This is a genomic window from Desulfospira joergensenii DSM 10085, assembly GCF_000420085.1.
GTDB lineage: Bacteria > Desulfobacterota > Desulfobacteria > Desulfobacterales > Desulfobacteraceae > Desulfospira > Desulfospira joergensenii.
The window spans coordinates 246,185-261,894 of sequence record NZ_ATUG01000003.1 but is presented as its reverse complement, the minus strand read 5'-3'; the positions used below and the strand labels follow the sequence as shown (position 1 = coordinate 261,894).

13 protein-coding genes are annotated in these 15,710 nt (G+C 49.5%); all 13 read right to left on the bottom strand.

The features are described 5' to 3' along the window. Positions 1–1,257, bottom strand: a complete 1,257-nt coding sequence (gene aroA, locus F608_RS0125415; RefSeq protein WP_022668560.1) for a 3-phosphoshikimate 1-carboxyvinyltransferase — start codon at positions 1,255–1,257, stop codon at positions 1–3. A gap of 33 nt (positions 1,258–1,290) precedes the next feature. Next, a complete protein-coding gene (aroE, locus tag F608_RS0125410) occupies positions 1,291–2,094 on the bottom strand; it encodes a shikimate dehydrogenase (protein WP_022668559.1) in 804 nt (267 codons plus the stop codon). Between the two features lie 19 nt (positions 2,095–2,113). After that, on the bottom strand, positions 2,114–3,235 hold the full coding sequence (pheA, locus tag F608_RS0125405; protein WP_022668558.1) for a prephenate dehydratase: 1,122 nt from the start codon (positions 3,233–3,235) through the stop codon (positions 2,114–2,116). Between the two features lie 492 nt (positions 3,236–3,727). Then, positions 3,728–4,966 carry a hemolysin family protein gene (locus F608_RS0125400; protein WP_027363119.1) on the bottom strand — a complete coding sequence of 413 codons (1,239 nt, stop codon included), beginning with the start codon at positions 4,964–4,966 and terminating at the stop codon, positions 3,728–3,730. Between the two features lie 131 nt (positions 4,967–5,097). Continuing rightward, positions 5,098–6,279, bottom strand: coding sequence for a lipid-A-disaccharide synthase (gene lpxB, locus F608_RS0125395; protein WP_244154337.1), 1,182 nt, complete (start codon positions 6,277–6,279; stop codon positions 5,098–5,100). Then, positions 6,269–7,096, bottom strand: coding sequence for an LpxI family protein (locus F608_RS0125390; RefSeq protein WP_022668556.1), 828 nt, complete (start codon positions 7,094–7,096; stop codon positions 6,269–6,271). The genes lpxB and F608_RS0125390 overlap by 11 nt, the downstream gene beginning before the upstream one ends. 23 nt (positions 7,097–7,119) lie before the next feature. Further along, on the bottom strand, positions 7,120–7,890 hold the full coding sequence (gene lpxA, locus F608_RS0125385) for an acyl-ACP--UDP-N-acetylglucosamine O-acyltransferase (protein WP_022668555.1): 771 nt from the start codon (positions 7,888–7,890) through the stop codon (positions 7,120–7,122). A gap of 51 nt (positions 7,891–7,941) precedes the next feature. Next, positions 7,942–8,976, bottom strand: a complete 1,035-nt coding sequence (gene lpxD, locus F608_RS0125380; RefSeq protein ID WP_022668554.1) for a UDP-3-O-(3-hydroxymyristoyl)glucosamine N-acyltransferase — start codon at positions 8,974–8,976, stop codon at positions 7,942–7,944. Positions 8,977–8,990: 14 nt separating this feature from the next. Further along, positions 8,991–9,524 (bottom strand): OmpH/Skp family outer membrane protein, encoded by a 534-nt coding sequence (locus F608_RS0125375; protein WP_022668553.1) that lies wholly within the window; start codon positions 9,522–9,524, stop codon positions 8,991–8,993. A 62-nt stretch (positions 9,525–9,586) separates the two neighbouring features. Further along, positions 9,587–12,262: an outer membrane protein assembly factor BamA gene (bamA, locus tag F608_RS0125370; RefSeq protein WP_244154336.1), complete on the bottom strand. Its 2,676-nt coding sequence runs from the start codon at positions 12,260–12,262 to the stop codon at positions 9,587–9,589. A 4-nt stretch (positions 12,263–12,266) separates the two neighbouring features. Then, a complete protein-coding gene (locus tag F608_RS0125365) occupies positions 12,267–12,962 on the bottom strand; it encodes an ABC transporter ATP-binding protein (protein ID WP_022668551.1) in 696 nt (231 codons plus the stop codon). Then, positions 12,955–14,178 (bottom strand): lipoprotein-releasing ABC transporter permease subunit, encoded by a 1,224-nt coding sequence (locus tag F608_RS0125360; protein WP_022668550.1) that lies wholly within the window; start codon positions 14,176–14,178, stop codon positions 12,955–12,957. The genes F608_RS0125365 and F608_RS0125360 overlap by 8 nt, the downstream gene beginning before the upstream one ends. 10 nt (positions 14,179–14,188) lie before the next feature. Further along, a complete protein-coding gene (lysS, locus tag F608_RS0125355) occupies positions 14,189–15,667 on the bottom strand; it encodes a lysine--tRNA ligase (RefSeq protein WP_022668549.1) in 1,479 nt (492 codons plus the stop codon). Positions 15,668–15,710: the final 43 nt, after the last annotated feature.

Here is a 15,710-nt window from a genome sequence, read left to right as displayed (position 1 = left end):
CTAGAGCCTGTCAAAGATCTCCCAGTAACCGGGAAAAGATTTTTCAACACAGGAGGGATTCTCAATCTCCATTTCCCCAACCATAAGGCCGGGCAGGGAAAAGGCCATGGCGATCCTGTGATCGTTGAATGTTTCAATAAACGCACCTTTGGGGGTTCCCCCGGTGATCTCCATCCAGTCATCGCCCTGTTTGGCCTCAATGCCCATCTTCAAAAGCTGGGAGACCACGGCATCAATCCGGTCGCACTCTTTTTCCCTTAGATGACCTATATTGGTAATCCGGGTCTTTCCCCCGGCAAAGGCTGCGGTAACGGCAATGGCAGGCACGGCATCCGGGGTCTTTGACATATCCACGTCCACCCCTTTGAGTCCATTGCCCTTCACTGCAACGCTGTTGTCTTCCATAAACAGGGTGCAGCCCATTTTTTCAAGGATATAGACCTGATGTAAGTCCCCCTGCAGGGAATCTTTGCTCACATTTTCCACCCGGATCTTTTTCCCGGTAATGGCTCCTGCCGCCCAGAAATACCCTGCATTGGAAAGGTCGGGCTCCACAAAATAATCCCCCGGCTCATACCCTTGCCCCCCGGGAACCCTGTACCGGGTGGGACTGATCCTCTCTGCGGTGACATTGAACTGTTTCATTACGTCCATGGTCAAATCGATATAGGGAGAGGATACGGGTGGTCCGGTGAGTTCGATATCAAGACCCTTTTCCAGAAAAGGACCGATCATGAGCAGGGAAGAAAGATATTGGCTCGATTTTGAACAGTCCAGCCGGGTGTGTCCCCCTGTCCGGTTTCCACCCAAGATATGCACCGGCGGAGTGCCCTGATCATTTTCCGACCGGGCCGTGATTCCGATCATTTCCAGGGCTTCCATGAGCTCTGACATGGGCCTTTCACACATTCTCCGGTCTCCGGTAAGAATAAATTCCGAACGGCCCAGGCCGGCAATGCCGGCCAGAAGCCGCATGGATGTGCCGGAGTTGCCCAGATAAATCGGGTCATCCCATTGGCCGGGTCTGCCGTCAAATCCTTTTACCTGCTTCAGATTGGGACGGATCTCCCGGATGTCTGCGCCCATACAGGCCAGGGTCCGGGTGGTCAGGGTAATATCTTCGCTTTCCAGAAGGTTGGTGATTTTCGAACTTCCCTTGGCCAGGGCGGCACAGATCAGCATTCTGTGGGAAAGGCTCTTGGATCCGGGGACGGCTATCGTCTGGTCTTTAATCGATCTTGGTTTTATTTTTTTCAAATCTTGATTTCTCCATTCAATCTTAGGATGATCTCATCGGTTTTCCAATACGGTTTTACGAAGGATTTCCAAATCCGGTTCAATTCCGGTCCATAGCCTGAACTGGGCCGCTCCCTGGGCAATGAACATGGAAAGCCCGTCAATCACATCACATCCTTTTTCCCTGGCCGCCGAGATCAGACCGGTATTCAAAGGGGTGTACACGGCGTCCATGACCACCATTCCCGGTTTAAGAAGCCGGGCGGGATAGGCCATCTGATCGATATCGGGTTCCATTCCCAGGGATGTGGTGTTGATGACGATATCCGGATCCAGGCTCTTCAGATCCTGGGGAAGGACAAACCGACCCTGGAAGCGGTCTGCCAGGTCCCTGCCCTTTTGCACGGTCCTATTGGTGATGACCAGGCGCCCCTGGTGTTTCCATATTCCATAAGCAACGGCTTTGGCGGCCCCTCCGGCCCCGATAATACAGACGGTCTTGTCTTTGATTCCAAAGGGTTTGAGGGGATCCACCGCAGCCTTGGAGTCGGTATTGTACCCCAGCAACTTCCCGTTTTTATTTACAAGGGTATTCACGGCCCCTATCCCAAGGGCCTCTTCATCGATCCAGTCCAGGTGGGTCATGACCGATTCCTTAAAGGGAATGGTTACCGAGGCCCCTTTGATCTGAAGGGTTCGAACGGATTCAACGGCAGACCCGATGTCCCTGGGTTCAAAGGCAAGATATACTGCGTTGATCTTCTGGTCGGCAAAGGCCCGGTTGTGAATCAAAGGGCTTTTGGAATGGCCCACCGGCCAGCCCAGTACACAGTATAAATCCGTGCTCGTATTGATCATTTGGGTTGCTCCTGCTTTTTCATAACTTTTCAGGCACGAAAACGGGATAGGAGCCCAGAACCTTGAGGGAAAGGGCTGACGTCCCGATCTGGTCGATGGTTTCGGCAACAACAGGGTCCTGGACATGACCTTCGATATCCATGAAAAAATAATAACTCCAGTTCTGATTCCGGGTGGGCCTGGATTCCAGCTTCAGCATGTTCAGACCTGCCCGCTCCACCGGGGCCAGGGTCCGGAACAATGCGCCGGGGACATGGGAGGTGGCGAACATGATGGAGGTTTTATCCCGGCCGGTTTGATCGGGACTCTCCCTGCCGATGACCAGGAACCGGGTGACATTTCCGGAATGATCCTCGATTCCGGATTCAACGGGAAGCAGTTCATAGATATGGGCGGCTTTTCGGCTGGCAATGGCGGCAGCATCCGGATCTTCTGAGGCGATCAGGGCCGCCTTGGAGGTGGAACTGGTCTCCGTGACCCGGACATGGGGAAACTTTTTTTTCAGCCACCCCTTGCACTGGGCAATGGCCTGGGGATGGCTGTAAACGGTTTTTACATGGCCGGGGTCCCCGGTAATGGAAAGCAGGTCATGGGAGACCGGCTCGTAATGCTCGGCACAGATCTTCAGATCGAATTGGGAAAAGAGATCCAGGGTGTGATTCACCGCTCCTTCAATGGAGTTCTCTATGGGCACCACGCCGAAGTGGCTCTCTTTTTTTTCCACTTCCCTGAATATGTCAAAGAGGCCCGGCTGCTGGATAAAATTGCCGGAATGTTTGAAATAATGCAAGGCGGCAATATGGGTGTAGCTGGCCTTGGGTCCCAGAAAGGAAATGGTTTTGGGCTTCTGGATTTCCCGGGTCGCCGTGATGATGACATTGAAGATATACTGGAGAAGATCTTTTGAGGCAGGGCCCTTATTGATGCGGAACAGATTTTCCATGACCCTTCTTTCCCGGGCCCGGTCAAGGATCTGTCCGCCCTTTTCCTTTTTAACGGCCCCCACTTTTTCGCCGATGAGAAGCCTCTGGTTGATCAATTCCAGGATGGCGGCATCGATCCTGTCGATCTCTTCCCTGAGGGGGGCCAGTTCTTTTTCAGATTCCCGGGCCGGGTTTGATTTTGGGTTGTCTTTTTCCATGAATTCAGCCTTGAATAAAAAAAACCGCAGCAGATTTCCCTGCTGCGGTTGATTGCTTTTTTCTTAAATGGAATGGTCAGCTCACCACAGACAGGGGGTTCCGATAAAAAAAAATCGAAAATAATAAAAATAAAAGTCCGTAAGATCTGATTTCATTCCCTGTCTCTCGTAAAATTGCCAGTTTCCGTTGAAACTTATAACCGGCGCTGAAATATGTCAAGACATTTTCCCCGGGGTATGTTTTGTTTCGGGAAAGTCTTTTCAAAGATTTGGATTGGGTTAGATTTTAAATAAAATATATTTTCAGATTGACTCATGGGTGTTTCTTCTTTATAAGATAGGCCAGAAATAATGATTAAGGCTTGCTGATTCTGACCTGAACCTGAGCCCTTTCCTTTTGCCCACGAGCGGATGCTCCTGCTGAAAAGCCTTGATCTAGTAAATATCCTGGCCTTCGGGCCAGGATATTTTCATTTAAAAGCCCTGTTCCGGTTATTCCCTGTTAAAGATAAAGGATTTTATCCGGTTGCCATCCATGTCCTTGACAGTGACCGTCCAATTGTCCAGTTTAATGGATTCCCCGGGTTTGGGAATTCTTTCCACCTGCTCCAGAAAAAAACCTGAAAAAGTGTCATAGTTGCCCGATTCCGGGATGGATATGCTGATTTCCCTGTTCAGGTCCTCAATGTCGATTTTACCGGCCACCATCCATCTATTCCCCTTAAGCCGGATAATATCCGGCACGTTCCTATCGGTCTCGTCTATGATTTCTCCGATGATCTCCTCCACCACATCTTCAAGGGTGACAATTCCGGCCACCCCGCCGTGCTCGTCCACAACCACCGCCATATGGCTTTTCTTGGCTTTAAAGGCATGAAGAAGGGAATCCAGTTTTTTGAACTCCGGAATAAAATAGGGCTTTTTCATGATGGTCTTTATGTCCAGAATAGCGGATTGATCCCCGGAGGCCGCAAGTTTCTGGAAACTGGAAAACAGGTCCTTCACATGAAGAATGCCGATGATATTATCGATGGTATCTTCGATGACCGGTATCCTTGAATATCCTGTTTTCAGGGTTTTCTGGATATCGAGTCCTTCGGCAACGTCAATGACAAACATGTCGGCCCTGGGGGTCATGATCTCTGAACAGGAGGTATCGTCAAATTCGAAAATGTTTGTGATAAACTCCTTTTCCTCTTCTTTGATTTCCCCCTCCTCCTCCACCACTTCCACCATGGTCATGAGTTCGTCTTCGGTCACAGCCTCCTGGGCATTGTCAAAGGTGCCGTGGAGTTTGGGGATAAAGTTCAGGATAAAAATCAAGGGCCAGAACAGCCTGGACATCCAGAACAAAGGGAAGATCACCGCCCGGGACACCAATACGTTGTTGTGATTGGCAAAGGACTTGGGGAAAATCTCGCCAAATACCAGGATGAGAAGGGTCATGACCCCTGTGGCAATGCCGACGGCATTGGATTTAAAATGGGAAATCGAAAGGGATGTGGCCAAAGCAGAGGCACTGATATTGGCGATGTTGTTTCCGATGAGAATGGTGGTCAAAAGGGTATGGGAGTCTTCCTTCATGGTGAAAATCAGGTGGCCGGTTTTTGAACCGTCCTTGGCAATGTGAAGGGCCTTGATCTTGGAAATGGAAAAAAGTGCTGTCTCAGAAGATGAAAAAAATCCGGAGAGAAACAGGCAGATGAACAGCATGGTCAATTCAAAGGTCATCAAGATGAAAACCGTCCTTTTAAATTTTGCAATGGATTATGTTTAATAGTTTTTATCATCATTTGTCAATCTTATCCAATGGTCTATCTGTTGGCAGATCACTTCTTTGAACCCGGTAACAGGATAAAAGATCATTTGACCAGATCCAGTGCGATCCGGGCTGCCCGTTCAGATGCGCCCGGAGATCCCAGCAGTTTTTTTACCAGGGACAGTTTTTGGGAACATCCGAGCAAATCCCCCATCATATCAAGGGCTTTTGAACTGATCTTCAATGGAGTTGCCTCCTCCTGTAAAAGTTCGGGCATGACTTCCCTGTTGGTAATGATATTGGCCAGGCCGGCATATTTGACCCTGACCAGGATCCTGGCAAGTTTGTAGCTTAAAAAGGACATTTTATAGATAATGATGGTGGGGACACCGTAAAGGGCAGCCTCAAGAGTGACCGTTCCGGATGCCGCCACCAGCAGGTCCGCCCTGTCAAATATCTTTTTGGGATGTCCCGGGACCAGCTTAAACAATCCATCGGAATTAAAGGGGGCAATCAAGGCCTCAATCTTATCCCTGGAAACGGAATCGGCGCATGAAACCAGAAACCGGGTCTTTTTATCCCGGTCATGGATGAGTCTGCCGGCCCGGAGCATGATCTTCAGCAGCTTATCGATTTCAGCCTTTCTGGAGCCCGGTAAAATTCCAATGGTTCTGATTCCCCCCTCTTTTGCCAAACCGGTTCCGGCAGGATCATGAATTCTGGATGCCGGATTTTGTTCGGACAGATTGTCCACCAGGGGATTGCCCACGTAGGTGGCCGGAATTTGAGCCTTTTTATACAATTTTTCCTCAAAGGGAAAGATCAATGCCGCATGGTCCACAAAGGCCCGGATCTGTTTGAGCCGCCCCGTGTTCCAGGCCCAGACCTTGGGAGTGATATAATAGAGGATCTTGATCGAATATTTTTGTTTGGCAAAGCGTGCCGCCCTGAGATTAAACCCGGGATAATCAATGAGGATAAGCAGGTCAGGCCGGTTTTTCCTCAATTGATTTTTAAACTCATCAAAGGCCAGTTTGATGTACTTCAACTGAAAAACGATTTCAGTCAACCCCATGGCAGAGAGCTTATCAATGGAATAGAACAGGTGAGTCCCGGCCATTTCCATGTTCATGCCTCCCATGCCGGATATCCTTGCTTTTGGATCTTTTTTTTTAATTTCCCTGACCAGGGCAGAGGCATGAACATCTCCGGAGGGCTCCCCGGCAAGAACCATGATATGACGGGGCTTGGAATTGGCCCTAGAGCAAGTATCTTTATGATTCACTGGGAATGTCTTCATCAATGAGCCCTATAATCGCTATCCCATGCCTGTCTGCAAGGTCGACCATCTCTTTTCTGTCAAAGGAAATGGATCTTTCCGCCTCCAGGGCCAGGACCCTGGCTCCGGAGTCAGCCATGGTCCGGATGGTTCCCAGGCCGGAAGAGGGAAGATCAAACCTGAGATCCTGGCCCGGCTTGGACAATTTAACCACCACGGCACCGCTCTTATGGGAAAGTCCCCCTCCCCGCCGGATGGTGGCATCGGTTCCGTCAATGGCCTCAACGGCCAGAATGGTTCCATTGCTGATGACAATACACTGGCCAATATCGAGCCTGCCGATTTCCCTTGCAATTTTCCATCCCTGATAGATGTCTTTTTTTTCAGCCCTGTCAGGACTTCTCCGGGTCCAGGAGCCCCTGGGACTGATGAGTTCAGGCAGAAGAAATGTGGAAGGTCTGATCTGGATTCCCTCTTTCAGCAGCAGGTCGGCAAAGGAAGTGAGTACGTTGTCATCATGGGTCCGGCCGGTTCTGGCGATGAATGCAAGGGCCTTGAAATCCGGCCGGATATCTTTAAATATATTGGTCTTTTGGATGGATCCCAGCATGACGGCCTGATCAATACCCTTGGCTTTAAAAAATTTAACCATCTTTGAGACCTGGCCCAGGTAAAGCCATTTAAAGTCGTCAACAAGGGCCGGAAGGGTTTCATCGGTTTCAGAATAAAACCCCACGGCAGTCACCTCAATCCCTTTTTCTGCGGCTTTTCCGGCAAAGAGGAGAGGAAATTGACCGCCCCCGGCAATCAGTCCTATTTTCATGTTCCCCTTGGATACATCCTTATCTATCGGGTCACGCCCCGGTTGGATTCAACGATGAAATGAATAAAATTCTTTACTTCCGGGATCTGTTCGACTTCCGCCTTTACCCTTTCCGATGCCTGTTTTACCGTCAGACCGATCCTGAAAAAAATCCGATAGGCTTTTTTCAATTCCCTGAGGGTGGAACTGGAAAATTTATGCCGTTTCAGCCCGACATTGTTGAGACCGTGGAGGGTGGCCCTGTCACCGGCTGCAATTACATAGGGGGGGATATCCTTTACAACGGCTGATTTCCCTCCGATATAGGCATAATCACCGATCTGAACGAATTGATGAATGGCCACAAGTCCGCCGATGGTGGCATGGTCTCCGATTTCAATATGGCCGGCCAGGGTGGAGTTGTTGGCCAGAATAACCTGTCTGCCGGTTCTGCAGTCATGGGCGATATGGGTATAGGCCATGAGATAATTTTCTTCGCCGACTTCGGTTATCCCCCCTCCGGCTTCTGTGCCCCGATTGATGGTGACAAATTCCCGGATAATGCTTCCCCGGCCGATTTTCAGATAGCTTTTCTCACCGTGAAATTTCAGATCCTGGGGTGCCCCGCCAATGGAGGCGTACTGGAAAATCTGACAATTTTCACCGATGGTGACGTATTTCTCTATGGTGGTGTAGGGTCCGATACTTGTACCGGAACCGATGCGTACATGGGATGCGACTATGGAATAGGGTCCGATGGTAACGTTGGAATCAATTTCTGCAGAAGGGTCTATGATGGCTGTTGGATGGATCATACTTGCTCCGTTGTTGCGTATAACGACTGACGGGTATTGGGTTTATTTGTTCTAGACAACATCCTGATTCTCTAAGGACTTAAGCCGTTTTTCCAGGGCAAGCAGTTTTTTTCTCATCCCAGGCAGCCTGGGAATGATATTAACTGCCTTGAGCCAGGTTTTATGGGGCATATGAGGTATTCCGGAAACGATCTCCCCCTCGGGAACATCGGCGGACACCCCGGCATAGGGTCCGACAATTGAGTTGTCTCCGATGGTCAAATGCCCGGATACCCCGGCTTTACCGGCGATGATGACATTTTTTCCGACCTGGGTTGAACCGGCGATGCCCACCTGGGCCACGATCAGGGTATTTTCCCCGATCTTTACGTTGTGGGCAATATGAACCTGGTTGTCTGTTTTTACACCGGAACCGATCCTTGTGATGCCAAGGGTGCCCCGGTCTATGGTATTACAGGCACCGATTTCAACATGGTCACCGATCTCTACGATTCCGGTATGTGGAAATTTTTCATGGACCCCGGCTCCCTGTGCAAACCCGTATCCGTCCGACCCGATCACAGACCCGGAATGGATGAGGGTATGGCTCCCGATCCGGGTTCCGTCCATCACGGTCACATTGGGTTTGATGGTCGTATGGTCACCGATCCTGGCGCCCCGGCCAATAAATACATGGGGCATAAGATGAACATGGTCCCCGATGACCGCATCATCCTCAATAACCACATTGGGATCCAAGGTCACCTTTTTTCCCAGGGAAACGTTTTCCCCGACAACGGCAGAGGGACTGATATAAGGCCTTTTCTTTTGGGGCGGATGAAAGATCTCCACCACCTTGAAAAAGGAAAGTTTAGGGTGGTCCACCCTTAGTAAAGTGGTCTGGCTTTCCTTTGTAACGGACCGGGGCACGATTACCGCGCCGGCCCTGCTGGAATCGAGCCGTCCCAGAAAGGAGGATTCACCGGCAAAAGTGATATGGTGGGATTCGGCATCATCAAAGGAGGAAATCCCCGAGATAACAAGGGACCCGTCTCCGATGATCTCCGCCCCGATGATCCGGGCGATTCGGTCAATACTTACTTCCATGTGAACCTTTGTCGCTATTGTCCCTTTGATGTCTTTGCATTGTATTTTTGGATTACGCTGTCCGTGATATCCACCTGATCCGGAACATAGAGAATACCGGCTGTCTTTCTTTCCAGAATCATGAGATATCCTTCATCCTTACCGATTTTACCGGCAATTTCGAAAATATCCTTTTGAATCTGGTTGATCAGGGTGATTTCCATGCGTTTGAGTTCCTTGGCAAAATCTTCCTGCATCTTTTTCAGGTCATTGACCCGGATCCGGAAATCCCTTTCCTTTTCCCTCTTTTTTTCAGGGCTCAGCACCAGGGCTTCCCTTTCAAAGGATTTGGACAATTCTTCCAGTTCTTCTTTGCCTTTTTTCAATTTGCCCTGGAGTTCCTGGCCCTTGGTCTTGAGTTGCTGCTGGGTCATCTTGCCGGCGCTGGATTCCTTGAGAATCTTATCAAAATTGACAACCCCGATCTTGGCCACGTCTGCACTGAAAGCCGGAGTATACCCTGTTAAAAAAAATAAGGTGATGACCCCGGCGATAATAAGTTTTTTCATTGTTCCTCCTGAAATTATATAAATTTTTTAATTCCTGTATCTTAAGCTTCTTCCCGGGCCGTTTAGAAAAAAGCACCCACGGAAAAATCAAATTGACCGTCTCCGGTATTTTTTATGTCCTGACCTTCGACCACCCATCCATAGGCAAGTCTGATGGCCCCCATGGGAGAATTCCACCTCAGTTCAAATCCGGCACTGGAGTATTGTTTGGCAAGGTCTATACTGTCACCGCTCCTGTATACATCCCCGCGGTCATAAAAGAGCACCCCTGCCACGCCCATTTCCTCCTGCATGGGAAAAATAAGTTCAACATTGAACAGGAGGTATTGTTCCCCTCCCCTTTCAACGGTCGCACCGGGTTCACTCACATTAATGTCGGTATTATCAAATCCCCGGACCGAATTAATACCGCCAAGGTAAAACCGTTCCCAGTCAATGTCAACACTTCCATCGGTCCTGTCGTCCAGGTAACCGGCTTCGGCATGGAGCCCCAGGGTAAACTTCCAGAACAGGGGTTGCCAGTATCCGGTTTCCGCAAGAAACTTTGTATAATCGATTTCTCCTCCGAGGAACTCCCCTGCATACTCAATGGAAAATTTATGAAAGGCACCTTCCGTGGGAAGGAAAAAATGATTCCTGGAATCATATTTAATATAGGGGGTGATACTGGAGCTTAAAAACTCCCCTTCGGTAACACTGGTGTGGGTAGTATCGACATCGGAGATATCAAATTTTTCTATGTTATAGTTTATCCCCACCGAAGTATAGTCCCAGAATTGACGGGACCCGAACCGGAGGTTCACTCCTGTGGAATCCCGGTCATAGTAGTCATACTCTTTCTCCAGACGATACAGATCGATTCCGGCGGAAATGGGTTTGTCAAAGAGCCAGGGCTCGGTAAAACCGATATTGTAAAGAACACTTTCCTGGGATAGTTTGGCCATGATCTTCCCGGTCTGCCCCCGGCCGAAAAGGTTCCTCTCCTGGACGGCAGCCTGAACAAATCCTCCGTCATCACTGCTGTAGCCTCCTCCAAAGGATACGTTGCCGGTGGATTTTTCAGTTACTTTGACCTCAAGGTTGCGCTCATTGGTTTCATCGGTCTTGACCGGCTGAATATCAAAGGTCTGAAAATAATCTTTATACCCCAAATTTCTATAACTTCTCTGTATGCCTGATTTTGAATAGAGGCCCTGTTCCTCCACGGCCATTTCACGCCGGATAACCTTATCCCTGGTCTTTGAATTCCCAGTGATGATGATCCGGTTAAAGTAGACCAGATCTCCCTTATCGATTTCATAGCGGATATTCACCAGGTGATTTTCATCATCCCGGTTCGTGACAGGGGCCACGTTGACATTGGCATATCCTTTGTCCGAATACATGTCGGTGAGGGTGATCACATCCTTTCTGATCAGTTCCCGGTTGTACAACTCGGATTCTTTGACCTGGATCTTTTCGAAAAGCTCTTCTTTGGTGACCAGAAGATCTCCGGCTATATCCACAGAACCGGTCTTATACTGTTCTCCTTCCTCGATTTTAAAAGAGACTGAGATGCTCTCCTTGCCAAATTGAATGTCAGGATCCGAAACCTTTACATTGATGAATCCCCTGTTTTTATAGAAAGATTCAATGCGGATGGCATCATTGGCAAGCTCGGTCTCATCCAACTCACCGGATGAGGTCATCCAAGACCAGAATCCCTCTTCAGAGGTTTCCATCTCATCCAGAATATCATCATCATCAAAATGGGTATTCCCCTCAAATACAATGGATTCAATTTTAATTTTTTCACCCTCTTCTATGGTAAATATGATGTCGGCCTGATTGTTCTTAAGGGATTTAACATCATATAGGATCCGGCAGTTGTGATAGTTTTTATCCGTGTAAAGGCGTTTGAGTTTTTCCACATCCGAGTTGATTTTATATATATTCAGAATGGATCCGGTCGTGGTGTCCACCACATCGTAGAGTTCTTCATCCTCATAGACCTGGTTGCCTTTAAATTTAATGGCCCGGACGCTTGGCTTTTCCTTGACTTCAAAGATGATTTCCAGCCCCCGGTCCAGGGGATTCTTTTTGACGGTCACGTCATCAAAATACCCCATCTTATATACCAGGCCCAGGTCTTTGGTAAGCTTTTCAGGATCTGCAATATCACCCACCTGCAGGGTAATCACCCGTAAGATGGCATCTGCCTCCACACGCCGGTTCCCGGTAACGGAAATGGTCGATACGATGCTCATATGAAGCAATTCCCCGATGATGGACCGGGCAAGGCGGTTGACGGCGGCCCCGATTGTCCCCATGGATTTTGCCTGGGAAAAAAAGGTCAGGGGAGGTTCATCTTCAAAAATGCTCCTCATGCTGGCGTCAATACTGATCCGCTGGCCTGAGATAAATACGTTGCCGGTAATGATCCGGTCCACACCCAGCCGGATGCCTTCCTGCCTGAATTTTAAATAATCCCATTCTGCAATTTTCTCAATTTTTTCAGGACTGGAATACTCCCTGGCAAAGACAACTTTTACCCCGTCTTTTTCAAGTTTCTCCTTGAGCATCAGGGCCAGGCTTTCCCTGATCTTTTCGTTGGGCTGGCTGGCCTGAAGGGAAAAGGGGAAAATGGCCACGCTCTGCTCCTGTTCTGCATGAAGTGTACTTGTCAGGCACAGGAAAACAAACCATGCCAGGCCCCAGGCCTTGAGAAATTGTCTGAAGTTCATAATGTTTACCGTCATTCCTTTATTCTGCGGGTATAATTCTGGCATCTTCAATGGTGACACACCTGTCCATCATCCGTGCAAGCTTCATATTGTGGGTGACCACGATCATGGTCATACCGAGTTCCTTGTTCAGTTCGTCCAGGAGTCCGTGGACGGCCCGGCCGTTTTGTTGATCCAGGTTGCCGGTGGGCTCATCCGCCAGAAGAAGATCGGGCTTCATGACCAGGGCCCTGGCAATGGCAACCCTTTGCTGTTCTCCTCCGGACAGATCTTCCACCCGGTGAAAGAGCCTTGAACCAAGCCCTACTCTTTCAAGCATACTTAAGGCCTGTTTTTCAATACTTTTTTTGGATTTGCGTCCGATCAATCCGGGTATCATGACATTCTCAAGAGCTGTGAATCCCTGGAGCAGGTAATGAAACTGGAACACAAATCCGATTCTGGTGTTCCTGAATTGGGCAAGGGCCGGGTCCCCCAGGGAAAAAAGATCCTGTCCCTGGAATGCCACACTGCCTGAATCCGGCCGGTCCAGAGTGCCGATGATATTCAAGAGGGTCGATTTTCCGATTCCCGAAGCGCCCACCACGGCAATGGTCTCTCCCCTATCTATCCTGAAGTCGGCATCTTTGAGAACGTGGATGGTTGTTCCCTTGCCGTTAAACCCCTTTGAAACGGCATCCATTGTCATAAGGGTTTTTAAACCGGTGTCAGCCATATCGGATGGCCTCCACAGGATCCATTTTTGATGCCTTATGGGAGGGATACAAGGTGGATAAAAAACAGATCACCAAAGAACTCAAGGCGATCACCACCACATCCGGAACTTCCAGTTCCACGGGCAGGGTTGAAAAGGGGTAGGCCTGGGGCAGGCGGATAAAATCATATCTTTTCAGAAGAAAGCAGATCAGAACCCCGGCACCGGTTCCAAGGCTCGTGCCCAGAAAACCGATGATCATCCCCTTGATCATGAAGATCCGCCGGATGATGTCACGGGTGGCGCCCATGGCCTTTAAAACGGCTATTTCCTTGGTCTTGTCCATGACCATCATGATCAGGGCGCTTGCGATATTAAAGGCGGCCACCAGGATGATCAGGGTCAAAATGATAAACATGGCGGTTTTTTCAAGCTTGAGGGCAGAGAATAGGCTGTGGTTGATATCCATCCAGTCCCGGATATAAAAGGGATACTCCAGGGAATTCAAAACCTGTTCCCGGATGGATTTCACCTTGAACACCTCATCCACCCAGATTCCGATGGCAGAGATCCTGTCTTTGGAAGAAACCAGGCCCTGGGCCTGGTCGAGGCGGGTATATGCCAGCATTCCGTCATATTCGGACATGCCCGAGGAAAAGGTTCCCCTGACGACAAAACGCTTCATGGAAGGGATCTGGCCGATGGGGGAAATAAAACTCTTGGAGGACATGAGGATGAGTTTGTCTCCTTCAATGACCCCCACGGAATTGGCAAGTTCCTTTCCAAGGATAATGCCGGGCAGATTTCCATTTGTTTTATCCGGTCCAAGGGCTTTTTCAAGCCGGGCCGCCGAATACCCTTTGATCAGGGAAGCCCCGTGTTCAGGCGATATTCCCCGGACCATGACCCCTGAAAACGACCGGCCTGTCCGGATCATGGCCTGGCCAAAAAGGATGGGAGAAGTGTCAATTATATGGGGACTGGTTTTTAACTTGTCCAGAAGTCCCTGGTAATTGTCAAAGGTGCCCTGGTAATTCATGATGAGGATATGGGGCTCCAGTCCCAGTATTCTTTTCCTGAATTCGGTTTCCGCCCCACTCATGACGGCAATCACCACGACCAGGGCCATCACCCCCAGGGTCACGCCGGCCACGGAAAGGAAGGTGATCAGGGAAATAAATCCTTCTTTTCTTTTGGCCTTGAGATATTTCCGGGCTATGAATAGTTCAATGGTCATCAGGTAGCCACTAGGCGTTCTTTTTCATGTGGGGAAAAAGGATGACCTCCCGGATGGAAGCGGAATTTGTCAAGAGCATAACCAGGCGGTCAATTCCGATCCCCTCTCCGGCTGTAGGCGGCATGCCGTATTCCAGGGCCTCCACATAATCCGAATCCATGATATGGGCCTCGGAATTGCCTTCGTCCCTCTGGCGTACCTGCATGAGAAAACGATTGTGCTGATCTTCGGGATCATTGATTTCCGAAAATCCGTTGGCAATTTCCCGTCCGGCAATAAAGAGTTCGAACCGGTCCGTGAGTTCAGGGTCGGTTTCGCTTTTCCGGGACAAAGGAGAAACCTCCACAGGATACCCGGTGATAAATGTAGGCTGGATCAGCTTGGGCTCGACCAGAACGTCAAAGAGCTTGGTCAGCACCTTGCCGTGCCTGTCTTTTTTAGTGATCTGGATCTGGTTGGCTTCGGCAAATTCGAGCAGAGCCTGGGTGTCCTTGAGGATGGCAGGATCGATTCCACCGATGGCGGAGAGGGATTCAATCATGGAAATCCTCTTCCATCCCCTGGAAAAATCAATGGAATGGCCCTGGTATTCAACGATTTTAGACCCGGCCACTTCATTGACAATGGCCTCAAACATCTCCTCGGTCAGGTCCATGAGGTCTTCGTAATCGGCATAGGCCTGGTAAAACTCCACCATGGTAAATTCCGGGTTGTGCCGGGTGGATACCCCTTCGTTCCGGAAATTCCGATTGATTTCAAAAACCCGTTCAAAACCGCCCACCACCAGACGCTTCAGGTAAAGCTCCGGGGCAATCCTCAGGAAGAGCTCCATGCCCAGGGCATTGTGCCAGGTTTTAAAGGGTGTGGCTTCGGCTCCCCCTGCCAAAGGCTGCATCATGGGGGTTTCCACTTCCATGAACTCTTTTGCTTCGAAAAATCTTCGCATGGCCGCCACGATCCGGCTTCTCTTCAGGAAGATCTCCCGGGATTCATCGTTCATGATCAGATCCAGGTATCTTTGACGGTACCTCTTTTCAGGATCTTTGATGCCGTGAAATTTTTCAGGAAGGGGTCTTACAGCCTTGCTCAAAAGCCTGAATTCCTGGGCCAAAAGAGTCCATTCACCGGTACGGGTCTGAAATAGAGGACCCTTGACCCCGATAAAGTCTCCGATATCCAGTTTTTTGAACAGGCCGTAGGTCTCTTCTCCCAATATGTTTTTCTGCAGATAGGCCTGGATCTGATCCGACCCGTCCTTAAACCGGATAAAGGAAGATTTTCCCATTTTGTTGATGGCCATCATCCGGCCCGCTACCTGGAACTGCCGGCCCTCTTCCCCCAGGGAATCCGGATCCCGGTCAATGATCTCCTTGAGACGGGCAATGGATCCGTCGGTATTAAAATCATTGGGGTATAGGTTGACCCCTTTTTCCTTTAGTTCATTTATCTTTTCTTTTCGAACCTGAATCAGTCTGCTTTCTTTATCCATAAATATTGATGCTTTCTCTAATTGTGTGGTGTCCGTTTGTGAA